At 58.4% G+C, this 19,464-nt stretch carries 25 protein-coding genes and 1 tRNA gene; 14 read left to right on the top strand and 12 right to left on the bottom strand.

All coding sequences use genetic code 11. From position 1 onward, the window contains the following. Nucleotides 1–4 precede the first annotated feature (4 nt). The 7 genes from K3556_RS12720 (at nucleotide 5) to K3556_RS12750 (ending at nucleotide 7,202) form a co-directional block, all read left to right on the top strand. A complete protein-coding gene (locus K3556_RS12720) occupies nucleotides 5–793 on the top strand; it encodes an enoyl-ACP reductase (RefSeq protein ID WP_260517147.1) in 789 nt (262 codons plus the stop codon). A 149-nt stretch (nucleotides 794–942) separates the two neighbouring features. Next, a complete protein-coding gene (locus tag K3556_RS12725) occupies nucleotides 943–1,770 on the top strand; it encodes an alpha/beta fold hydrolase (RefSeq protein ID WP_260517148.1) in 828 nt (275 codons plus the stop codon). Beyond that, nucleotides 1,767–2,738 (top strand): threonine/serine dehydratase, encoded by a 972-nt coding sequence (locus tag K3556_RS12730; protein WP_260519255.1) that lies wholly within the window; start codon nucleotides 1,767–1,769, stop codon nucleotides 2,736–2,738. The genes K3556_RS12725 and K3556_RS12730 overlap by 4 nt, the downstream gene beginning before the upstream one ends. A gap of 12 nt (nucleotides 2,739–2,750) precedes the next feature. Continuing rightward, the gene (locus tag K3556_RS12735) at nucleotides 2,751–3,968 is read left to right on the top strand and encodes an endonuclease/exonuclease/phosphatase family protein (RefSeq protein ID WP_260517149.1); all 1,218 of its coding nucleotides are present in this window, start codon (nucleotides 2,751–2,753) and stop codon (nucleotides 3,966–3,968) included. Further along, the gene (pcaD, locus tag K3556_RS12740; RefSeq protein ID WP_260517150.1) at nucleotides 3,965–4,762 is read left to right on the top strand and encodes a 3-oxoadipate enol-lactonase; all 798 of its coding nucleotides are present in this window, start codon (nucleotides 3,965–3,967) and stop codon (nucleotides 4,760–4,762) included. The genes K3556_RS12735 and pcaD overlap by 4 nt, the downstream gene beginning before the upstream one ends. A gap of 98 nt (nucleotides 4,763–4,860) precedes the next feature. Next, nucleotides 4,861–5,952 carry an alcohol dehydrogenase catalytic domain-containing protein gene (locus K3556_RS12745; protein WP_260517151.1) on the top strand — a complete coding sequence of 364 codons (1,092 nt, stop codon included), beginning with the start codon at nucleotides 4,861–4,863 and terminating at the stop codon, nucleotides 5,950–5,952. Between the two features lie 11 nt (nucleotides 5,953–5,963). Then, the gene (locus K3556_RS12750) at nucleotides 5,964–7,202 is read left to right on the top strand and encodes a mandelate racemase/muconate lactonizing enzyme family protein (RefSeq protein ID WP_260517152.1); all 1,239 of its coding nucleotides are present in this window, start codon (nucleotides 5,964–5,966) and stop codon (nucleotides 7,200–7,202) included. Here the strand turns inward: K3556_RS12750 and K3556_RS12755 are convergent. The 4 genes from K3556_RS12755 to K3556_RS12770 all read right to left on the bottom strand — a co-directional run bounded on the left by K3556_RS12755 (nucleotide 7,203) and on the right by K3556_RS12770 (nucleotide 8,337). Continuing rightward, nucleotides 7,203–7,279, bottom strand: a tRNA-Arg gene (locus K3556_RS12755). 56 nt (nucleotides 7,280–7,335) lie between these two features. Further along, nucleotides 7,336–7,515 carry a CTP synthetase gene (locus K3556_RS12760; RefSeq protein ID WP_260517153.1) on the bottom strand — a complete coding sequence of 60 codons (180 nt, stop codon included), beginning with the start codon at nucleotides 7,513–7,515 and terminating at the stop codon, nucleotides 7,336–7,338. A gap of 74 nt (nucleotides 7,516–7,589) precedes the next feature. Further along, entirely contained in the window at nucleotides 7,590–7,784 is a 195-nt protein-coding gene (locus K3556_RS12765; RefSeq protein ID WP_260517154.1) for a CTP synthetase, read from the bottom strand. Nucleotides 7,785–7,830: 46 nt separating this feature from the next. Beyond that, nucleotides 7,831–8,337, bottom strand: coding sequence for an alkylphosphonate utilization protein (locus K3556_RS12770; RefSeq protein ID WP_260517155.1), 507 nt, complete (start codon nucleotides 8,335–8,337; stop codon nucleotides 7,831–7,833). 146 nt (nucleotides 8,338–8,483) lie between these two features. Between K3556_RS12770 and K3556_RS12775 the strand changes: the two genes are divergently transcribed. Beyond that, nucleotides 8,484–9,269, top strand: coding sequence for a hypothetical protein (locus tag K3556_RS12775; protein WP_260517156.1), 786 nt, complete (start codon nucleotides 8,484–8,486; stop codon nucleotides 9,267–9,269). Between the two features lie 167 nt (nucleotides 9,270–9,436). On the opposite strand, the gene lepA is transcribed toward K3556_RS12775, so the two are convergent. Beyond that, on the bottom strand, nucleotides 9,437–11,236 hold the full coding sequence (gene lepA / locus K3556_RS12780; protein ID WP_260517157.1) for a translation elongation factor 4: 1,800 nt from the start codon (nucleotides 11,234–11,236) through the stop codon (nucleotides 9,437–9,439). Nucleotides 11,237–11,319: 83 nt separating this feature from the next. On the opposite strand from lepA, the gene K3556_RS12785 reads away from it, so the two are divergent. Further along, nucleotides 11,320–11,649 (top strand): hypothetical protein, encoded by a 330-nt coding sequence (locus tag K3556_RS12785; RefSeq protein ID WP_260517158.1) that lies wholly within the window; start codon nucleotides 11,320–11,322, stop codon nucleotides 11,647–11,649. Nucleotides 11,650–11,825: 176 nt separating this feature from the next. Here the strand turns inward: K3556_RS12785 and K3556_RS12790 are convergent, their stop codons facing one another. Then, the gene (locus K3556_RS12790) at nucleotides 11,826–12,281 is read right to left on the bottom strand and encodes an Lrp/AsnC family transcriptional regulator (RefSeq protein WP_260517159.1); all 456 of its coding nucleotides are present in this window, start codon (nucleotides 12,279–12,281) and stop codon (nucleotides 11,826–11,828) included. A 125-nt stretch (nucleotides 12,282–12,406) separates the two neighbouring features. Here K3556_RS12790 and K3556_RS12795 point away from each other — a divergent pair, with 125 nt between their 5' ends. The 3 genes from K3556_RS12795 (at nucleotide 12,407) to K3556_RS16455 (ending at nucleotide 14,907) form a co-directional block, all read left to right on the top strand. Then, nucleotides 12,407–13,456: a Glu/Leu/Phe/Val family dehydrogenase gene (locus K3556_RS12795; RefSeq protein ID WP_260517160.1), complete on the top strand. Its 1,050-nt coding sequence runs from the start codon at nucleotides 12,407–12,409 to the stop codon at nucleotides 13,454–13,456. A 77-nt stretch (nucleotides 13,457–13,533) separates the two neighbouring features. Next, nucleotides 13,534–14,493 (top strand): 1-phosphofructokinase family hexose kinase, encoded by a 960-nt coding sequence (locus K3556_RS12800; protein ID WP_260517161.1) that lies wholly within the window; start codon nucleotides 13,534–13,536, stop codon nucleotides 14,491–14,493. Nucleotides 14,494–14,751: 258 nt separating this feature from the next. Continuing rightward, entirely contained in the window at nucleotides 14,752–14,907 is a 156-nt protein-coding gene (locus K3556_RS16455) for a hypothetical protein (protein WP_312847265.1), read from the top strand. Between the two features lie 47 nt (nucleotides 14,908–14,954). Here the strand turns inward: K3556_RS16455 and K3556_RS12810 are convergent, their stop codons facing one another. Both K3556_RS12810 and K3556_RS12815 read right to left on the bottom strand, forming a co-directional pair. Further along, nucleotides 14,955–15,413, bottom strand: a complete 459-nt coding sequence (locus tag K3556_RS12810; RefSeq protein WP_260517163.1) for a low molecular weight protein-tyrosine-phosphatase — start codon at nucleotides 15,411–15,413, stop codon at nucleotides 14,955–14,957. Nucleotides 15,414–15,454: 41 nt separating this feature from the next. Further along, the gene (locus K3556_RS12815; RefSeq protein ID WP_260517164.1) at nucleotides 15,455–15,694 is read right to left on the bottom strand and encodes a YdeI/OmpD-associated family protein; all 240 of its coding nucleotides are present in this window, start codon (nucleotides 15,692–15,694) and stop codon (nucleotides 15,455–15,457) included. Nucleotides 15,695–15,818: 124 nt separating this feature from the next. On the opposite strand from K3556_RS12815, the gene K3556_RS12820 reads away from it, so the two are divergent. After that, a complete protein-coding gene (locus K3556_RS12820; RefSeq protein WP_260517165.1) occupies nucleotides 15,819–16,469 on the top strand; it encodes a winged helix-turn-helix transcriptional regulator in 651 nt (216 codons plus the stop codon). After that, nucleotides 16,466–17,161, top strand: coding sequence for an NAD-dependent deacylase (locus K3556_RS12825; protein WP_260517166.1), 696 nt, complete (start codon nucleotides 16,466–16,468; stop codon nucleotides 17,159–17,161). Before K3556_RS12820 ends, K3556_RS12825 begins: the two co-directional genes overlap by 4 nt. Before the next feature lie 103 nt (nucleotides 17,162–17,264). Here the strand turns inward: K3556_RS12825 and K3556_RS12830 are convergent, their stop codons facing one another. The 4 genes from K3556_RS12830 to K3556_RS12845 all read right to left on the bottom strand — a co-directional run bounded on the left by K3556_RS12830 (nucleotide 17,265) and on the right by K3556_RS12845 (nucleotide 19,376). After that, nucleotides 17,265–17,780, bottom strand: a complete 516-nt coding sequence (locus tag K3556_RS12830; protein ID WP_260517167.1) for a copper chaperone PCu(A)C — start codon at nucleotides 17,778–17,780, stop codon at nucleotides 17,265–17,267. Between the two features lie 47 nt (nucleotides 17,781–17,827). Beyond that, entirely contained in the window at nucleotides 17,828–18,175 is a 348-nt protein-coding gene (locus K3556_RS12835) for a hypothetical protein (protein ID WP_260517168.1), read from the bottom strand. A gap of 130 nt (nucleotides 18,176–18,305) precedes the next feature. Beyond that, nucleotides 18,306–18,593 (bottom strand): 50S ribosomal protein L28, encoded by a 288-nt coding sequence (rpmB, locus tag K3556_RS12840; RefSeq protein WP_260517169.1) that lies wholly within the window; start codon nucleotides 18,591–18,593, stop codon nucleotides 18,306–18,308. A gap of 255 nt (nucleotides 18,594–18,848) precedes the next feature. Further along, a complete protein-coding gene (locus tag K3556_RS12845) occupies nucleotides 18,849–19,376 on the bottom strand; it encodes a hypothetical protein (protein WP_260517170.1) in 528 nt (175 codons plus the stop codon). Between the last annotated feature and the right edge of the window lie 88 nt (nucleotides 19,377–19,464).

Below are 19,464 nucleotides of genomic sequence, written 5' to 3' on the forward strand. Positions count from 1 at the left end.
TGACATGGCAGGGCTTATGCAAGGAAAACGCGGCCTCATCATGGGGGTTGCCAACCAACGGTCGATCGCATGGGGCATCGCGCAAGCAATGGCCAACGAAGGCGCGGAACTGGCGTTTTCCTATCAGGGTGACGCGTTCGGGCAACGCGTCCAGCCGTTGGCGGCATCGGTTGGATCGGACATTCTGGTCGATATGGATGTCACCGATGATGCCGCGCTGGACAAAGGGTTTGATGACCTGTGGTCCAAGTGGGACAGCATTGACTTTCTGGTTCACGCCATCGCGTTCTCCGACAAGAACGAGCTGACTGGCCGCTTTGTCGATACCAGCCGCGCGAACTTCAAACATTCGATGGATATCAGCTGCTATTCTTTGATCGAGGTTGCACGTCGCGTCGCCCCCAAAATGAACGAAGGCGGCACGATCCTGACGCTGACCTATGGCGGGTCGAACCGGGTGACACCGTTCTATAACGTGATGGGTGTCGCAAAGGCGGCGCTTGAATCGTCCGTTCGTTATCTGGCCAACGATCTTGGCCCAGATGGCATCCGCGTCAACGCCATCTCCCCAGGCCCAATGAAAACGCTGGCAGGCGCGGCGATTGGTGGCGCGCGCAAGACCTTCCGCCACACCGAAGCCAATTCGCCGATGCGTCAGAACGCAACGCTGGAAAGCATTGGGGGAACCGCGGTTTATCTGGCCTCAGATTACGGAGCCTGCACGACGGGTGAAATCATCACCGTTGATTGCGGCTTCCACGTTCTTGGGATGCCACAGCCAGAGAACCTCTGATCCTGCCCGCAAACACCTGACATTAAGTACCAAAAACACCCGCTGATCCCGGCGGGTGTTTTGCTGTGATGCGGTTGCCTGCCTTCTGCTTGCGCCCCTCCGCCATCCGGTGCTTACTGACGCAATAAAGATGCGAGACGGGAGCCGAGATGCAGAACTTTATCGCTAGGGATGGCCTGACGCTTGCCTATCGGGATGAGGGCGAAGGGTTGCCCGTTCTGGCCTTGTCGGGGCTGACGCGGAACTCGGACGATTTCAACTTCGTCGCGCCACACTTGTCGCGGGTCCGCCTGATCCGCATGGATTATCGCGGGCGAGGTGCGTCGGATTGGGGACCTTACCAGACCTATACCGTCCCGCAGGAAGCCGACGACGCGCTGATGTTGCTCGACCATCTGGGCATTGATCAAGCCGCAATCCTTGGCACATCGCGTGGCGGATTGATCGCGATGGGCATCGCCGCCGCCGCAAAAGATCGCCTGCTTGGAGCGTGCCTGAACGATATTGGCCCGGTGATCGACCCGCGTGGCCTTGACTACATCAAGGGCTTTTTGGGCCGTCAACCTTCGGCGCGGTTTTATAAAGATGCGGCATCGATTCGAGCGGAACTAATGGAAACATCGGGGTTTCACGGCGTCCCTGCAGAGAGGTGGGAGGCCGAGGTCCGTCATCTCTATACCCAAACTGAAACCGGGTTGAAGAACCGCTATGACGCAGCCTTGCGCGACGCGGTTTTGGAAAGCGGCGCACAACCTGCGCCCGACCTGTGGCCGTTTTTCGATGCATTGCAAGGTCTGCCACTGGCCCTGATCCATGGCGAAAATTCGGACATTCTGATCGACGAAACGGTCAAAGAGATGCAGCGACGCAACCCCGATATGCGCTATGCCCGTGTGGCTGATCGTGGCCATGTGCCCTTTCTGGACGAGCCCGAAGCATTGCAGGTCATCCATGATTGGCTGGAGGATATGCGGTGAATATCGACGAAATCCGCGCCGCTGCCACCCGCCTTCAGGGACATGTGCGCCGCACACCGCTGCTTTCCTCTCCTTTTCTGGACGAGGTCGCGGGCAAGCGTGTCTTTCTGAAGCCCGAATGCCTGCAACACACCGGCAGTTTCAAATACCGCGGTGCACTCAATGCGATATCAAAACTCAGAAACGCTCAACGCACGAAAGGGATCATCGCCTATTCGTCGGGCAACCATGCACAGGGAATTGCACTGGCAGCTAGCCAAGCAAACGCCCCGTCGGTGATCGTGATGCCCTCGGATGCGCCGCGTCAGAAAATCGACAACACCCGCGCCTTGGGAGCCGAGGTTGTGCTGTTTGACCGTGAAACCGGGGATCGCGACAAGATCGGGGCAGAGATCGCAAGTGATCGCGGACTGACCCTGATCAAACCCTTTGACAATGCCGATGTGATCGCCGGTCAGGGGACTATTGGTCTGGAAATCGCAGAACAAGCGCGCGAGGCCGGAGTCGACGCCGCATCGGTGCTTGTGCCGTGCGGCGGGGGTGGCCTGACCTCGGGCGTGGCGCTTGCGCTTGAAGCGAATGCCCCGGGCTTCCGCGTCCATCCGGTTGAACCAGAAGGGTTTGACGACGTGGCACGATCGCTGGTGTCAGGGCGCATCGAACAGAACACCCGGCGGTCAGGGTCAATCTGCGACGCGATTATCACGCCGTCGCCGGGTGACTTGCCTTTTCCGATCCTGCAAAAGCTGTGCGGTCCGGGTCTGGTGGTCAGCGAAGACGACTGCCTGCGCGCCATGGCCCATGCGTTCAACGCCCTGAAGGTCGTGATCGAACCCGGCGGAGCGGTGGCACTGGCGGCCGCCCTGTCCCAAGCTGACAAAGTTGACGGCTCTTGCATAATCGCCATCGCGTCTGGTGGTAATGTGGATGCACCCATCTTTGCCGACGCCCTGAACCGTTTTGCCTGACCGGAGGATTCCATGACAGATTTCACCATCGCCTCGTTTAATGTGAAGAACCTGATCGGAGCAAATCAGGAGTATTACGAATTTCAAAGCTATACGCCTGAAGAATATGCGTGGAAACGCGACTGGATGGCCGATCAATTGATGGCACTGGACGCCGATATCATCGGGTTTCAGGAAATCTTTGAAGAAGACGCTCTGCGTGACGTGATTGGCGAGGCGAACAAACGCACGGCGGCCCTGAACGCCGCAACGATCCCGGACAAAAGCAAGGGCTATCACCGCAAGGCGATCTTTCGCAAACTGGCGATCCGACCATGGGACATGGATCATTTGGCCTTTGCGCCCAATGCAGCAGACGAAGGCCCCGGCCAACGCAGACCCGGTGTCGCGATCCTGTCGCGCTTCGGGTTTGCCGAACCGCCGCAGGTCATTCAGGACCTGCCCGACCCCTTGACCATCCCATTCACTGCCCTGCGCGGGCTTGAGGGTGAGGCCGGGCACTACACGCTGAAGCGCTTGTCACGCCCCATCCTGCGCGCCCGCATTCCCATCGGCGATCAGGTTGTCACAGTGTTCAATTGCCACCTGAAATCGAAGCTGGGCGAATACATCCGCCCCGCCGGCGCGGAATTTGCGCCCGAGGAAGATCTGACCAACTATGATCCGGTGGGGCGCGCCCTTGGGGCTGCCCGCGCTGCCATGCGCCGCATGGCCGAAGCCTGGGTTCTGCGCAGTTTCATCATCGAAGAGTTGCGCCAGAACAATCCGGTGATGGTTCTGGGTGACTTCAACGATGGTGAACACGCGGTCAGTTCGGAAATCATCTCGGGCGAGGTGCCGTTCAAGAACTATGCGTGGATGTTGCGACACGATGCTGCATCTGACCGCGATCGTTATTCCAAGGAAGAAAGCACCCAGATAACACGCGCGGTTGAAGCGGTTCGTCTGCATTCGGCCGAAAAACTGTTCGTGCGAAAATCCTTGCGCGACATGGTGTATACATCGGCATTTGCGGGCGTATTCGAAAGTATCGACCAGATTTTCCTCAGCCATCATTTCCATCCCGACAACGCCCAGCGCATCGCTGATATGACCTATTTCAGCGTGCTGAACGACCATATCACCGACGGCTCGCACCCCGAGGCGCCGTACAACAAACTTGCGTCGGATCACGGGCAGATCATGGCCTATCTGACCATGCGCGGGGACGAGGACGAGAAACGCGGATGATCGTCATTCCCGATGACAACGGCCTGAGCCTGCATGCCGTCGAAAGCGGGGCCAAGGCCGGTCCCGTCGCGGTTTTTGCACATGCTCTTGGGTCGGATCTGACAATGTGGGACGCCGTGGTGGCGAAGCTGCCGCAAAACCTGCGCCTGATCCGCATGGATATGCGCGGCCATGGCAAAAGCCCCTGCCCCGATGGCCCTTACGCGATGGGTGATCTGGTCGGCGACGCTGCACGCTGTCTGGACAGGCTGGGGGTAAAGGATTGCGTCTTTGTCGGCCTGTCCATCGGCGGTATCATCGCGCAGGGGTTGGCTGCAGAGCGGCTGGACCTTGTCCGCGGCCTGGTGATTGCCAACACCGCAGCCAAGATTGGCACGCCCTCTATCTGGGCTGACCGGATCAAAGCGGTACGCGAGGGCGGGATCGAAGCCGTGGTCGAGGCCAACATGCAGCGCTGGTTCTCCCGCGCAACACAGCGCAACCACCCTGACGTCGTCGACGCGGCCCGCGCGCGACTGCGCTCCACGCCCCTTGCCGGATATCTGGGCTGCATGGAGGCGATCGCCGACACCGATCTTTACGAAAGCACCGCCCGGCTGCGCCTGCCCACGCTGGCCATTGCCGGGTCCGAGGACGGATCGACCCCAGCCGATCTGGTCAGGGAAACCGCCGGACTGATCCCCGGTGCGCAATTCCAACTGATCCGCGGCACCGGTCACTTGCCGCCGGTCGAAAAGCCCGACGAATTTGCACGCCATCTGACAGATTTCCTTGCCCGCATCGGTCACGTCTGACCCAGCGCGCTTTGCGTGCGCTACAGAGATCGAATTCGGGCTTGGCAACCGACCCCGAACTGCGCAACCATGCCCCAAACCACTCGCAGGAGACCCCGATGGACAAGATCAAGGCAGCCGTCTGCCATAGTTTTGGCGACCCTCTGGTGATCGAAGAGATCACCATTCGTCCCCCCGAAGGCAGCGAAGTCGAGGTCACGCTGGACGCGGTCGCAATTTGCCACAGTGACATCTCGTATATCGACGGCGCCTGGGGCGGCTCCCTGCCCGCCGTCTATGGGCACGAGGCCGCTGGGCGGATCACGCGGACTGGGAACTATGTGAAGGGTCTGGCGGTCGGCGACCCTGTAGTGGTCACGCTGATCCGCGCCTGCCAGTCCTGCCCCAGCTGTGCCGCCGGATCGCCGGTGACCTGCACGACCTCGTATGACGGCGACCTCGGGCCGATCAAGACGGCGGACGGCGGAAAACTACATCAGGCGATGGCGACCGGCGGATTCGCCGAACGTGTGGTTGTGGAACAAAGTCAGGTGGTGAAACTGCCCGACGGAATGGCGATGGACGTCGCTTCGCTTCTGGCCTGTGGCGTAATCACCGGCGTCGGGGCCGCTGTGAATGCCGCCAATGTTCGCCCCGGCGATGTTGTCGTGGTCATTGGTGCTGGTGGTGTCGGTCTGAACGCCATCCAAGGTGCACGCATTGCTGGCGCATCCCGTATCATCGCTGTCGACATGACCGAGGATAAGCTGATCGCCGCGATGGAGTTCGGAGCGACTGATGGTGTCCTCGCAACCGGCGACGCCCCGTGGAAAACCGCCATGAAAGCTGCCGGGCGAGGCGCCGATGCGGTGCTAGTCACCGTTGGCGCGATCCCTGCCTACGATACCGCGCCGCGCTATTTGGCGCCGGGTGGTAAGGTCATTATGGTCGGCATGCCCCATTCTGGCGGCATGTCCACCTATGAACCTGTTGTGCTCGCGGCATTGGGCCAAGGCATGGTTGGGTCAAAAATGGGCGACGTGGTGATCCAGCGCGACATCCCGTGGATGATCGACCTGTATCAACAGGGCCGTCTGAAACTGGACGAGCTTATTTCCGGCCATTGGCAATTGGAACAAATCAACGAGGCGATTGCCGACACCAAGACCGGCGCGGCGCGGCGCAACGTGATCGTGTTCAACCGCAGCTAAAGGGGTCCCCGATGCGCCTGCAAGACCTTGAGATTTTCGTCGTGGCCCCACCCGCACCCGGTTGGGGTGGCCGGTATTGGATCTTCGTGAAGGTCACAACGGATGACGGCATTACCGGTTGGGGCGAGGTCTATGCCGCCGCCGTTGGCCCGGACGCCATGCGCGCGGTGATCGAAGATGTTTTTGCCCGCCACATGCTGGGCGAAAACCCTGAAAACATCGAGCTGATGTTCCGCCGCGCCTATTCCGCGGGCTTCACCCAACGGCCCGACCCTACGGTGATGGGGGCGTTCTCGGGCCTTGAGATCGCATGTTGGGACATCCTTGGCAAAGCGCGGGGGCGACCGGTCTGGGCGCTGCTGGGCGGCAAGATGAACGACCGTTTGCGGTCTTACACCTATCTCTATCCCGATCCACACCATCCATTGCCCGCGTTCTGGACCTCGGCAGAAATGGCAGCCGAGGCCGCTGTTACCCGCGTGAACCAAGGCTTCACCGCCCTAAAATTCGACCCCGCTGGCCCCTATACCATCCATTCGGGCCACATGCCGTCGATGCGCGACGTGACCCGGTCCGCCGAGTTCTGCGCCGCCATCCGCGAGGCTGTGGGCGACAAGGCCGACCTGCTGTTTGGCACCCATGGCCAGTTCACGACGGGCGGTGCGATCCGCATGGCCGAGGCCATCGCCCCCTATTCTCCCCTGTGGTTTGAAGAACCCATTCCGCCCGACAACATCGCCGAAATGGCCAAAGTTGCCCGCGCCAGTTCCACACCTGTTGCCACCGGCGAACGGCTGTCCACCAAGGCCGAGTTTGCCGAGGTGCTGCGCCAGGGGGCGGCCTCGATCCTGCAACCCGCACTGGGTCGTGTGGGCGGCATTTGGGAGGCCAAGAAGATCGCCGCCATCGCCGAGGTGCACAACGCCCTGATTGCCCCGCACCTTTATGCTGGCCCCATCGAATGGGCCGCAAACATCCACCTTGGCACGTCGATCCCGAACCTTTTGATGGTCGAAACCATTGAACAGGGCGGTGATTTCCACCTTGCCCTGATCAACCACACACTCACATGGGAAGACGGCTATGTCCTGCCCCCGGACGCCCCCGGACTGGGGATCGAACCGGACGAGGCCTTGATGCGTGCCCATCCCTACACGGGCGATGGTCTGCACCTTCAGCCGCAAGAAGACCCCTGCAGCTATACGGATGAAAACTGCTTTGAAGGCGGGGCACCGGCGCGCAAGGGGTAATGGCGATCCCGGCAGGACTCGAACCTGCAACCCTCTGCTTAGAAGGCAGATGCTCTATCCAGTTGAGCTACGGGACCGCACAACAGAGCCTTACCCCCGGCGCAGCCCCCCTTTCAACCGCAAATCGCGCAGATCAGCCGTTGATCTGCTTGGCGACCACCCAAGACACCGGCAATGCCACGGCGAAACCTGCGATCGCGGCATAGATGATGGGCTGCGCAGTATCCATTCCGACAGTCAGCGCGGCGACAATAAATATCCCGGCGAGCGTTGCACCGAGCAGGATGTAGATAACGGCGGCGAGACGGAACATGGCATTCTCCTTGCATATATTCGCAAATACGCAAGTGTTTTGGACCCGGCCAACATGGACCTCTTTGATCTGGATCAGTCGCCCATCATCGCACGCGCGACAAAGTAGCTCACCGGCAATCCGATCACGAACCCAACTGCCGCGGCCCCCAGCAAAGGCCACAGCCCTGACACGCCGTTCACCAGCGCGACCACCACAAGGACCGAGGCCAGCGTGGACCCAATGATCCCGTAAAATGTCATGACGATCTTGAATAGTGCCGAACGCATCAGGGGTCTCCTTGCCCGGCGACATAGCCGACCGACCCCGCCCTGCCTACTTCTTCTTCACGAACTGCGTCAGTATGACAATGCGCTGCCCTTCAACGCGACCCTCGATATGTTCGGGGTTGTCCGCGACAAGGCTGATCCCCCGCACCGCCGTGCCGCGTTTTGCCGTGAACCCCGCGCCCTTCACGGGCAGATCCTTGATCAACACCACGTTGTCACCTTGACTCAACGTGGCCCCGTTGCTGTCCTTGTGTTGCGAGGCCGCGGCGACATTGTCGACCCACACCTGCGTGTCCTCGTCCAGATACACCTGATCCAGCAAATCCTGCGCCCAAGAGGCCTCAATCCGCTTCAACATTCGCACAGACAAAACCTGAACCGCCACATCCTCGGACCACATCGAGGACGCAAGCCCCCGCCAATGGGTCTCCTCCGGCGTGCCGTCGATCTGAACGGCACAGGTGGCGCAAATATCAACCGCCGCGCCCTCGGGTCCGCCGGGGACGGGGAAAGCGGAGAGTGGGGCGTCTGCGGCGCAGAGGGGGCAGGTCATGGGAGGCTCCTGAGTTGGGTGAGGGAGCTATAGGGGGGAAGCGGCGGAGAGGGAAGAATGAAGGCACCCTTGGCCGTTGACCATAAGTGGCATTCGGCTAACTATACTCAACCAAAAAAGACTTTCTTACCCCAAGGATTCATTAAATGGACCAACAATCATCAGAAGACACAGCTAAAAAATCTTTCAAACAGAAGCTGGGGCTGCTGGTACGTGCTCGCCTATTGTTCAAGAGAGAAATAGAAATTGATGCTAGCCGAGGTGGAGTGTTTGATCAGGATTATTTGGCTCGACTTATAAGTACTAGCAAACAAATCGATTTAGAGATGAGCAGAATGCTCTCATTGTCTGCAGGCGCTACGTTTATTCTTTATCTCGTCGGAATTGGCTCCAAAACTCCTCTCGCCATATGGGGGCTGAACCTTCATCAGGTTCCCGGCATTGCAATTTTTCTTTCTTTGTTTGCGGCCTTTAGCTTAGCTTTATCCACTTTTGCGTTCCTAAACTCACAAAGCTACGCGGCGTTAATTGATGAAGTTATCCTGAATATGGCAGATGGTGGTATCGTTGACACAGATGCGATCAAAGCCAGTTATGCAAGAGAATGGCTAGTACTGAAAGTTCTTCGAAAAGACTTCAGCTTCTATTTTCCTGTTCACATCTCAATGGGCCGCACAGGAAGAGTTTTCAGCGCTGTAATGATGTTCCTTGCGGTATCACTCGTATTGCTACCATTCATATCGCTCGTGTGCGCACTCCCCTATCTTGCTATTACCACACTCCCGGATGGACTAACGGCATTGCTGACGCAATGCATCACAGTTGCTAGCGCCTTATTTGTAGTGCTTTCGATGCTCACCTTGTTGATTGGCTTTGAGTGTGACGTCGAACTAGAAGACCCCAATGAGACACAAGAACAGGACAAAGCCTGACCCTGGGTGGGCGGAACGCCCTCCCGTGGGGAGGGTCGGGCGTTGTCCGGTCTATCGACCGGACGGGAGGGTTTTGGAAAACGAGAGCGAAAGAGCCGCGAGGGGGTGCGCACGCGATTTGCTTTGCAATTCGCTGCCGCGCACTGCGCGCATAAGTTGGCCGACTTTTAGTCGTCCATCTTAAGCGCACTGATAAACGCTTCCTGCGGGATATCCACTTTCCCGAACTGACGCATCTTCTTCTTACCAGCCTTCTGCTTCTCCAGCAGTTTCTTCTTCCGGGTCGCGTCGCCGCCATAGCATTTCGCGGTCACGTCTTTGCGCAGGGCAGACAGCGTCTCGCGCGCGATGACTTTGCCGCCAATCGCCGCTTGGATCGGGATTTTGAACATGTGGCGCGGGATCAGGTCTTTCAGTTTCTCAACCATCGCGCGGCCACGCATTTCAGCGCGGTCACGGTGAACCATGGTGGACAGCGCGTCGACGGGTTCGTCATTCACAAGGATCGACATCTTGACCAGATTATCTTCGCGATAGCCCAGCATTTGATAATCGAAGCTCGCGTAACCTTTTGTTACGGATTTCAGGCGATCATAGAAGTCGAACACAACTTCATTCAACGGAAGGTCATAAACAACCATCGCGCGCGACCCGGCATAGGTCAGGTCCAGCTGGATGCCCCGGCGGTCTTGGCACAGCTTCAGCACGTCGCCCAGATACTCGTCCGGCACAAGGATCGTTGCTTTGATGCGCGGTTCTTCCATGTGGTCGACCGTTGACAGGTCGGGCATGTCGGCGGGGTTGTGCAGTTCGAACTGCGTGCCGTCGCGCATGAAGACGTGATAGATCACGCTGGGCGCGGTGGTGATCAGCTCGATGTTATATTCACGCTCGATCCGGTCGCGGACAACTTCAAGGTGCAGAAGGCCAAGGAACCCGCAGCGGAAGCCAAAGCCCAGCGCGGCCGAGGTCTCCATCTCATAGCTGAACGAGGCATCGTTCAGGGCCAGCTTTTCGATGCTGTCGCGCAGGTCTTCAAACTCGGCCGCGTCAACGGGGAACAGACCACAGAACACCACGGGCTGCGACGGCTTGAAGCCCGGCAGCGGCTTGTCTGTGCCCTTCTTTTCGTGGGTGATCGTGTCGCCCACCCGCGTGTCGCGCACTTGCTTGATCGAGGCGGTCAGAAAGCCAATCTCGCCCGGTCCAAGTTCGTCAATCGGGACCATCTGGGGGGTAAAGACACCGATACGGTCCACAGGATAGACAGCATTGGTCGAGATCATGCGAATGCGCTCGCCCTTTTTCAACTTGCCGTCGATCACCCGGATCAGGACGATCACACCCAGATAGGCGTCATACCAGCTATCCACCAGCATCGCCTTCAACGGCGCATCCGGGTCGCCCTTCGGCGCTGGCAGATGCTGCACAATCGCCTCCAGTGTTTCGTGGATGCCCTGCCCGGTTTTGGCCGACACCTGAATGGCTCCCGAGGCGTCGATGCCGATCACATCCTCGATCTGTTCGGCCACGCGGTCACAGTCTGATGCGGGCAGGTCGATCTTGTTCAGGATCGGCACAATCTCATGATCCGCATCGATGGCCTGATACACATTGGCCAGCGTCTGCGCCTCGACCCCTTGGGTTGAGTCGACGACCAGCAGCGATCCTTCGACCGCGCGCATCGAGCGGCTGACCTCGTAGGCGAAATCAACGTGGCCCGGGGTGTCGATCAGGTTCAGGACATATGTCTGGCCATCATCCGCGGTGTAGTTGATCCGCACCGTGTTGGCCTTGATGGTAATCCCGCGCTCCCGCTCGATATCCATACTGTCGAGCATCTGCTCTTTCATATCCCGCAAAGAAACGGTGTTCGTCTCCTGAATCAGGCGGTCAGCAAGCGTGGATTTCCCATGGTCGATATGCGCGACGATCGAGAAATTGCGGATGTGTTTTAGGTCAGTCATAGTGCAGCGTATTATAGGGATTTGGGGGGCGGTCAAGCACCCTTGAGTAAGACTCGACACCGCTCGTGCTAGAGGATTCGAACATGAATGCAGAAGATGAGATTAAAGCCATTGAAAACAACAGGCGAATTCTAAAAGAGCAATTAGCCGAGTTAGACCCGAAAGCCGCTTCGTATCTTTCGGATTGCAATCAACTTCGTGCGCATTTTGAAACATTGGAGAGAAAGATTTATGCGCAGTCGGGAGAAGTAGAAACGGTTTTCAACCCTGTTCTCTATCGGGAAGCACTGAATACACGTTTGAATACTGAAGCGATCTTAGAAAAGTTAACAGTTTGGGGATTTCGCTTTAAACAAGGGTTGTTTGCCATGGTCATGGTTGCCATTGTTTTCGGCCTTAGATCTTTTTTCTAATACGGTTAGAATTTTCACCAGAAATGACATGTAAACATCTAAGCAGTGAATCCAAACAACACTAACCAGCCTATGCCCAGCTCAGACTAGGTGACGACGTAGGTTTCGTCATGAATGGCGTCCTATGCACCCCTCCAAACTGCTTTCCAGGACGAAGAACCGTGTATCGCCACCCCTCACCCCACTGGCAGCACATTCCGTTTCACCATCGTCCTCAGCGTAAAACTCGACCGCATCCGCCTTACCCCCTCGATCCGCATCAGCTCGTGTTCCATAAAGCGGTCGAAGGCGGTCAGGTCGGCGACGACGACGCGCAGAAGGATGTCTCGGTTGCCGGTCATCAGGTGGCATTCCATGACCTCCTCCATCCGCGACACGGCGCGTTCAAACCGGGTCAGGGCATCGCTGTTCTGGCTCTCTAATTCAACCGAGATGAACACCGACACCGGCAAGCCCAGTTTGGCCTGATCCACCCGCGCGCCATAGCCTGTGATGACACCAGAATCCTCCAATGCTGCGATCCGGCGCGCGCAAGGGGTAGGCGACAGGCCGACAGAATCGGCAAGCTCGCCCAGCTTCTGGCGGCCGTTTTCCTGAAGCGATGCAATGATACGGCGGTCTGTCGAATCCATAAGAAAAATCTCGTCTGATAGGGTTATCACAAGAACTATCACCAATATTTCGCAAAATCACGCTGTATTTTGGTGAATATCCGCCCTTCCCTTCCGTTAAGTTCGCGCCAACACGGGAGAACACCATGAATATTACCCAAGTGGCTTCGGCTACCCACGAAGAAGTATACCGGGTCGAGGCCGCAGACTGCGGATTGATCGGGTTCATCGCCATCCATTCAACCACGCTTGGCCCCGCTGCTGGCGGATTGCGGATGCGCCCCTATGACAGCGAAGAGGCTGCACTGACCGACGCGCTGCGCCTGTCCGAGGGGATGACCTATAAGAACGCCGCTGCTGGTTTGCGTCTGGGTGGCGGCAAAGCTGTCATCATGGGCGATCCCGCCACGCTGAAAACACCCGCACTGCTGCATGCGTTTGGCCGCGCGGTTGACGCTTGCCAAGGCCGCTACTGGACGGCCGAGGATATGGGAATGACCACGACCGACATGGCCGAGCTGGCCCGGGAAACACGCTATGTTGCTGGTCTGGCAGATGGCACCTTCGCGTCCGGCGACCCCTCGCCCATCACCGCGCGTGGCATTTTCAACGCGATCCGTCGTGTTGCGTTGCACCAGTTTGGCGACGCAAACCTGACGGGCCGAACCGTGTCCGTTCAGGGACTGGGTAATGTGGGTTGGAACCTGTGCGCGCTTCTGACGGATGCAGGTGCCAAGTTGATCGTCACCGACATCAACCCTGACCGCATCGCGGCCGCCGTTGACACTTTCTCAGCGAAACCCGTCGGGTTGGACAACATCTATGCCGTTGAGGCTGACATTTTCGCGCCCTGTGCGATCGGTGGCATCCTGAACGAAAACACCATTCCGCTTCTGAACGTGAAGGCCGTGGCTGGCGGGGCGAACAACCAATTGGCCAAACTGTCGGACTCCGATTTGCTTGCCAAGCGCGGTATCCTTTATGCCCCTGACTTCGTGGCCAATGGCGGAGGCATCATCAACGTCGCAACCGAAGTGCTGGAAATCGAAGGCCGCGTCGACTGGGTCGCCAAAAAACTCGTAGCGCTGGACGACACGATGGAAGCCATCCTGTCGGAAGCCGCCAAACAGGGCGTCAGCCCCGCGGCCATCGCACAGGACGTTGTTGCCAAAACGATCAAAGCCCGCGCAGCGTAAGCTGAAACAGGGAAGACGTTGCCGCGTCTTCCCTGACGCTTTAGTCTTGGCCTCAGGAACCACATGCCCGAGACGCCATGACCCCAGCTTATGCCGACATACTGACGATCACACTGAACCCCGCGCTGGATATGACAACCAGCGTTGATTCAGTGCGAGCAGAAGCCAAGTTGCGGTGCGATACACCGGTTCTGGATCCGGGTGGGGGCGGGATCAACGTGGCCCGCGCCATCCGCCAGACCGGCGGCATTGCAACGGCCTTCATTGCGCTGGCTGGCTTTCGGGGGCAACAATTGGCCGCGCTTCTTGAAGCTGACGACGTGCCAATGATCACCTTTTTATTGCCTGGCGAAACCCGTCTTTCGCTGGCCGTCGGCGACCGGCTCGCCAAAACACAATATCGCTTCGTAATGCCCGGCCCGAACTGGACGGATGGTGATTTAACCACCCTTGCCGAGCAACTTACTCAGGTCATCACACCCGGTATGCAAGTTGTCCTTTCTGGCTCTCAGCCGCCGGGCGTTCCCGACAGTTTTCCCAAGACGCTAGCCAATATCACCAAGGCAAAAGGGGCAGTTCTGACGCTTGATACTTCAGGCTCAGCCTTGTCAGTGCAAGTGACACATGACGGGGCCGTGCCGGATGTCCTGAGGCTTAATGGCGCTGAGAGCGAAGCACTGGCGGGTCGCAAACTTACCTCGTTGACCGATATTGAAAAGTTCGCGCGCCGGCTGATCGCCGATAGTCATGCCCGCGCGGTGGTTTTGGCGTTGGGCGCAGACGGATCCGTTCTAGCAACCCCGGACGGGGTTCTGCACGCCGTTACGCCACGGGTGCCTGTGATCAGCGAGGTCGGAGCCGGTGATAGTTTTGTTGGCGCTTTTACCCTGACCCGCGCGCGGGGCGGTGATTGGGCTGAAGCATTACGATACGGCACTGCCGCTGCCAGTGCCGCTGTGATGAGCCCGGCGACAGATCTTTGCCTTCCCGACGACCTGCAAAACCTGTTGCTGCAGGTGATCATCACGAAGCTTTGAGGCGCAAGGTAAATTGCATACCGTCCTAATTGAGGGTATCATATCAGGGTAACGGGCGCTTAAGACCCGAACGACCGAGGCAGATTTTTTACGAGGATAGCAATGAAACGAGTACTTCTTTCACTTGCACTGATAACAGTAATCTTACCCAGCCAAGCAGCTATCGCCGGTGGGTCAATCGAGCGGGCATGCTTAAGCGCGGATCGCGCAAACGCATCGCGGGCATTGTGCGGATGCATTCAGAATGTCGCAAATTCCATGCTGACGAATTCTGAACGCTCGAAAGTCGCAAAGTTCTTCAAAGACCCGCATCGAAGCCAAGCGACACGCCAATCCGACCGCAATTCGGACGAGAAGTTCTGGAAGAAATACAAGAAGTTCGGTCAAACGGTCACATCTTACTGCCGCAACTGACTAAAGCGTTTCGAATTAAACCTGAGACAGGGATCATTCGAAGCGTTTTAGGCTTCAAATTCAGCGATCAAGCCGCGTGATGCGGCTTCGACAAGATCCAGTGTCTCGTCGAAATTGCGTGTGTAGTAAGGGTCCGGAACGTGGTCCATACCAGTGTCCGGTGCAAAAGCTGTGAACAGCTCGACCCGCGTTGGGGACCCATCGGGCCGCATCCTTTCGATCGCGGACACGTTGTCGTCATCCATGCCGATAATCAGGTCAAACTGCTCGAAATCAGCGGTTTGAAACTGGCGCGCCCGCAGCATCGACAAGTCATAGCCGCGCGCCTTGGCGGCTTTTTGCATTGGGCCATATGGGGCATCTCCAATGTGCCAGTCCGATGTTCCGGCACTGTCAATTTCCAGTTTTAGTGAAGTATGCCCGGCGGTCATTGCCCGGAAAACGCCCTCGGCGGTCGGGGATCGGCAGATATTGCCCAGGCAGACGAAAAGGATGCGGTGTCTCATGGGCTCGTTCTAACGTGGCCGCCGTGGCCTGTCACGTGTGGTCAGGACTTGCCATGCGGCCGCCATGCCATCTTCATGTAATGCGTGCCCGCCGCCAGCTCCTCCAGCATCTGGGTCAACCGCTTTTCCCGCGTCTCTGTGCGTTTGGCACGCGCGATCCACGCCAGATAGTCATTCCTTTGATAGGGTGGCCGCGCATCATAGGCGTCGCGCAGTCCAAGCGCCTGTAGCCGGTCTTGAATATCTGGTGGCATAGGTTGGATGGGTCGTTGCAGGGCCATTGGGCATCTTCACACCTGAGCTGCGGCATGGTCAAGACGCGGTCGCCCAGCCCATACGGGCATGGCTTCGCCAATGGCCGACACGCCCCTTGCAAACGCCTGGCAACACGGTCAAAACGCCGCCATGTCTCGCATCAAACCTTACACCATGTCCTGCCCTATTTCGCTGTCGCTCGATCTTCTCGGCAACCGTTGGGCGATCCATGTGCTGCGCGAACTTCATGCCGGGCCCAGCAGTTTTGCGCAGATAAAAACGGGCTTGCCGGGTATTGCGTCGAATATGTTGTCCGCAAGGCTGTCCGAGCTGTGCGAGGCGGGGCTGATTGCCAAAACCCATCGCGTTTACACCCTGACCGCAGCCGGGCAATCGACCCGGGCGATCCTGTTTGAGCTTGCGCGCTTTGGACGAGGTTTGTCGACGCCAGACGCGCCTGCGGATCCGGATGGGGTATCGCATCGTGCTGTGGTTCTGGCCGGGGCGATCGAACGGGCGGCTGGCCCATTGGATGACATCCGGGCGGAAATAGTTCTGAATGGTGAGCCCTACGCGCTGACCGTGGCGGGCGGACGCGTTGCCTTGCAGGCCGGATCCATGCCTTTGGCCCCCGTCCAACTGGCCTTTGACTGGGCCGATGTGGAAGCCGTCGCGCGCGGCGACCAACGGGTGGCCAGTTTTGCGGCCGAGCGCGAGATTATCGCCGAAGACCCGCTTCAGGTCGCCGCCCTGCTCGACCTGCTGCAAAAGGCCATGGACATCTATGGAGGCTTCAAGTGAGCCACATTGTCATTCTGACCGGCGCGGGCATTTCCGCCGAAAGCGGGCTGGGCACGTTTCGCGACAAAGATGGGCTCTGGACAAAATACGACCTGAACGAGGTAGCGACCCCCGAAGGGTTTGCGCGTAACCCCGATCTCGTCCACGAATTTTACAACGCGCGCCGCGCCAATTGCCAAAATGCGCAACCAAACGCGGCACACACGGCGCTTGCGCATCTTCAGTCAACGTATTCTGGCCGCGTGACCATCATCACCCAGAACGTGGATGACCTGCACGAACGCGGCGGTGCCTCGGACGTAATTCACATGCATGGTGAGCTGTTTGGCGCGCTGTGCGCCGCCTGCGATCACCGTTGGCCAGCGCCGTTTGAGATGTTGCCCGCAGACGCCTGCCCCGCGTGCAGGGCCGCTGCAACGCGCCCTGACATCGTTTGGTTCGGCGAGATGCCATACCGCATGGACGAAATTTACCAGCACTTGTCAGGGGCCGACCTGTTTGTCGCCATCGGCACGTCTGGCAATGTTTATCCCGCTGCGGGCTTCGTCGCGGACGCGCGTGCGGTGGGTGTCGAGACGCTGGAACTTAATCTGGAACCGTCCGCCGTGGCTGGCACCTTCGATGCGGCACGTTTCGGACCGGCAACAGACGTGGTGCCACTGTGGGTCACTGAGGTTCTTCAGCAATCCTGACTGGTATGACCGCACCTGTTTCGGTGCGGCCAACCGGGGATGACGAGGCCCCAAAGGGCAATGGGAAGGGCTGGGACGCAGATTAGCCCCTCCCCACCCAAACTTAGTTCGTGGGGGTGGCGTCCTGTTTCATCTGGCCGCCCTTCATCTTGCCGTGCTGCATGCCGCCGCCCATCGGGTTGCGGTTCAGATCGACCGGGATATCAACCGTCATTTCGCCAGCTTTCTCGAAAACAAGCGTGACGCTGATGGTGGAGCCATCCTCAAACGGCTGGTTCAGGCCCATGAACATCACATGGTCGCCACCACGCTGAAGCATGTGCATGCCGCCCGCTGCGACCGGGAAGCCTTCTTTGACCTCCATCATCTGCATGACGCCCTCGGCGGTTTCCTTGTGCGTATGCAGTTCGACAAGTTTGGCCACATCCGATTTGGCGGCAATCAGGCGGTCATCTTCTTCGCCCTTGTTCATGATCTCGAAAAAGGCAGCACCCGCCATCGCGTTCATACCTGCGGCACGCGCATAAGCGTCGTTGATCATGATATCGCCTTCCGCAAGAGCTGGAAGCGCGACCAATGAGGCCGCGGTTGCGGCAAGAATGGTTTTCATAGGGGACATAGTCGTATTCCTTTGGTCCGTCGTTGAATTGAGCTGAAAAGTTGGAGTCAGACCAATTCAGGGGGACCTCGGGCCGAAGGCGTAAGCTCGGTGCGGCCAATATGCGCTGTTGCATGTGCTGCAGCGAGTTGGATGACCAGACGTTCCTCTGGCATTTGCACAACAGGCAACGAGAACTCGGCGGCAAAAATCTGTGCGCCGTCCGGGCACAGATGCACGGTTTCGATGGGTTCGCCATCCGGGCCAACTGTCAGGACCTTCATCCCGACGCCGGTACAGATGACCATCTCAATCGCACTGCCGACGTCCGGATTGTTGCCACGCGCATGCGCCAGCGAAAAGCTGGTGACGGTAAGCACAAGGGCTAGAACATATGCAAAGAATGTGCGCATCATGGGTCAAGAGCTATGCGCTCTTTCCACCCAGCACAAGCGACAAAAGGTATCAGTTGGCAACACGCGAAAACCGCCCGAAGCTGCGAAGCTTGGGCGGTTTCAAACCGGTTGATCCGGGACGCGCGTGGGCTTAGGCGGCTGCCAGAGCTTTCGCGACTTCTTTCTTGACCTTCAGCGCGTTGGCCGACAGCTCAACGTCTTTGGCTTTCGCCAGATACGCATCCAGACCACCACGGTGATCGACTGAACGCAGCGCTGCTGCCGAAATGCGAAACTTGAACGCGCGGCCAAGTGCTTCGGACTGCAGCGTCACATCGTTCAGGTTTGGCAGAAACCGGCGGCGGGTTCTGTTTTTGGCGTGGCTGACATTGTTGCCAGTCATCGGGCCTTTTCCGGTCAGTTCGCAAACGCGCGACATGGTTTTTTCCTTGCTCTCTCGGGCCAGATTGGTGAGGTTTTCTGCGCGCCCTCGCGCACTCACGTCCAGCCGGTCAATACAAACGGGCGCCGCAATGGCAGCGCCCCAAATTCCGTCCGCGGTGAATAGACGTGATTCAAAGGCACGTCAAGTGAGTCGGGCGCAGAAGTTCAGGCGCTGACAACGGGCCAGCATTACGGATCGGATAAGCGCTTTTTGCTTGGCAGGCAAGGGCAATCCATGGGTTGGATCGGCTTACTCAGATGCCTCGACCGTCCCTCCTGCAGAGGCAAATCGACCTTCGGACCAGCTGTAGGCCCCGAAGCACGGTTCATAGCCCGAACCACCACAATTGGTTCCGTGTTCCGCTAGCAAAAAGATCGACCGGTCACCAAATGACGTGGTGATATTGCCTTCGCCGAGAAACTCGAAGCGTTGATAGCCGTGCTCGGCCTGCGGTGAGGAAACGAAGACCACAATCAACCGCCCTCCACTGCCGCTATTGAACGACGCCATCGAGGAACAGGTATAGACGCCCGTATCAAGGATCGGGTCTGTGATTCCGTCGCCATTGAAATCGGCAACCGTCTGCAACCCCCCCTGATTGATCTCTAAGCTGCCATCCTCGAACTCTGCACAATCTGCGGCCATCTTGGCCTCAAAGGATTCAAGAGCAGGTGCAAATGCCGTTGTCCGGTTCTCGCCCGGTGTTTGTTGCGCCATGGTCGCAGAGGCGGCGGACAAGGTGGCGGCGAAGGCTAGGATCGACAGGCGTAGAGACATTTGAAAACCCTTTCGAGGCACTTTTCGACCTCAGGCAGTTAGGTAGCGAGGGAGCGGTTATTAAGGGGGCAGCAGGTTTCTAGTAAGA

Origin of the sequence: Aliiroseovarius sp. M344, from assembly GCF_025140835.1 — a bacterium.
Lineage (GTDB): Bacteria > Pseudomonadota > Alphaproteobacteria > Rhodobacterales > Rhodobacteraceae > Aliiroseovarius.

Excerpts from the sequence above, each read along its gene's own strand:
- K3556_RS12770 (WP_260517155.1), bottom strand. The coding sequence starts at position 8,337 with ATGACCTGCCCCCTCTGCGCCGCAGACGCCCCACTCTCCGCTTTCCCC.
- K3556_RS12735 (WP_260517149.1), top strand. The coding sequence starts at position 2,751 with ATGACAGATTTCACCATCGCCTCGTTTAATGTGAAGAACCTGATCGGA.
- K3556_RS12815 (WP_260517164.1), bottom strand. The coding sequence starts at position 15,694 with ATGGCCCTGCAACGACCCATCCAACCTATGCCACCAGATATTCAAGAC.
- K3556_RS12745 (WP_260517151.1), top strand. The coding sequence starts at position 4,861 with ATGGACAAGATCAAGGCAGCCGTCTGCCATAGTTTTGGCGACCCTCTG.
- lepA (WP_260517157.1), bottom strand. The coding sequence starts at position 11,236 with ATGACTGACCTAAAACACATCCGCAATTTCTCGATCGTCGCGCATATC.
- K3556_RS12830 (WP_260517167.1), bottom strand. The coding sequence starts at position 17,780 with ATGTCCCCTATGAAAACCATTCTTGCCGCAACCGCGGCCTCATTGGTC.
- K3556_RS16455 (WP_312847265.1), top strand. The coding sequence starts at position 14,752 with ATGCTGACGAATTCTGAACGCTCGAAAGTCGCAAAGTTCTTCAAAGAC.
- K3556_RS12720 (WP_260517147.1), top strand. The coding sequence starts at position 5 with ATGGCAGGGCTTATGCAAGGAAAACGCGGCCTCATCATGGGGGTTGCC.
- K3556_RS12810 (WP_260517163.1), bottom strand. The coding sequence starts at position 15,413 with ATGAGACACCGCATCCTTTTCGTCTGCCTGGGCAATATCTGCCGATCC.
- K3556_RS12760 (WP_260517153.1), bottom strand. The coding sequence starts at position 7,515 with ATGTTCCGTCTCGCCGCCGTTATCTACATCCTGCTCGGTGCAACGCTC.
- pcaD (WP_260517150.1), top strand. The coding sequence starts at position 3,965 with ATGATCGTCATTCCCGATGACAACGGCCTGAGCCTGCATGCCGTCGAA.
- K3556_RS12785 (WP_260517158.1), top strand. The coding sequence starts at position 11,320 with ATGAATGCAGAAGATGAGATTAAAGCCATTGAAAACAACAGGCGAATT.
- K3556_RS12725 (WP_260517148.1), top strand. The coding sequence starts at position 943 with ATGCAGAACTTTATCGCTAGGGATGGCCTGACGCTTGCCTATCGGGAT.
- K3556_RS12790 (WP_260517159.1), bottom strand. The coding sequence starts at position 12,281 with ATGGATTCGACAGACCGCCGTATCATTGCATCGCTTCAGGAAAACGGC.
- K3556_RS12820 (WP_260517165.1), top strand. The coding sequence starts at position 15,819 with ATGTCTCGCATCAAACCTTACACCATGTCCTGCCCTATTTCGCTGTCG.
- K3556_RS12795 (WP_260517160.1), top strand. The coding sequence starts at position 12,407 with ATGAATATTACCCAAGTGGCTTCGGCTACCCACGAAGAAGTATACCGG.
- K3556_RS12845 (WP_260517170.1), bottom strand. The coding sequence starts at position 19,376 with ATGTCTCTACGCCTGTCGATCCTAGCCTTCGCCGCCACCTTGTCCGCC.
- K3556_RS12775 (WP_260517156.1), top strand. The coding sequence starts at position 8,484 with ATGGACCAACAATCATCAGAAGACACAGCTAAAAAATCTTTCAAACAG.
- K3556_RS12835 (WP_260517168.1), bottom strand. The coding sequence starts at position 18,175 with ATGATGCGCACATTCTTTGCATATGTTCTAGCCCTTGTGCTTACCGTC.
- K3556_RS12765 (WP_260517154.1), bottom strand. The coding sequence starts at position 7,784 with ATGCGTTCGGCACTATTCAAGATCGTCATGACATTTTACGGGATCATT.
- rpmB (WP_260517169.1), bottom strand. The coding sequence starts at position 18,593 with ATGTCGCGCGTTTGCGAACTGACCGGAAAAGGCCCGATGACTGGCAAC.
- K3556_RS12750 (WP_260517152.1), top strand. The coding sequence starts at position 5,964 with ATGCGCCTGCAAGACCTTGAGATTTTCGTCGTGGCCCCACCCGCACCC.
- K3556_RS12800 (WP_260517161.1), top strand. The coding sequence starts at position 13,534 with ATGACCCCAGCTTATGCCGACATACTGACGATCACACTGAACCCCGCG.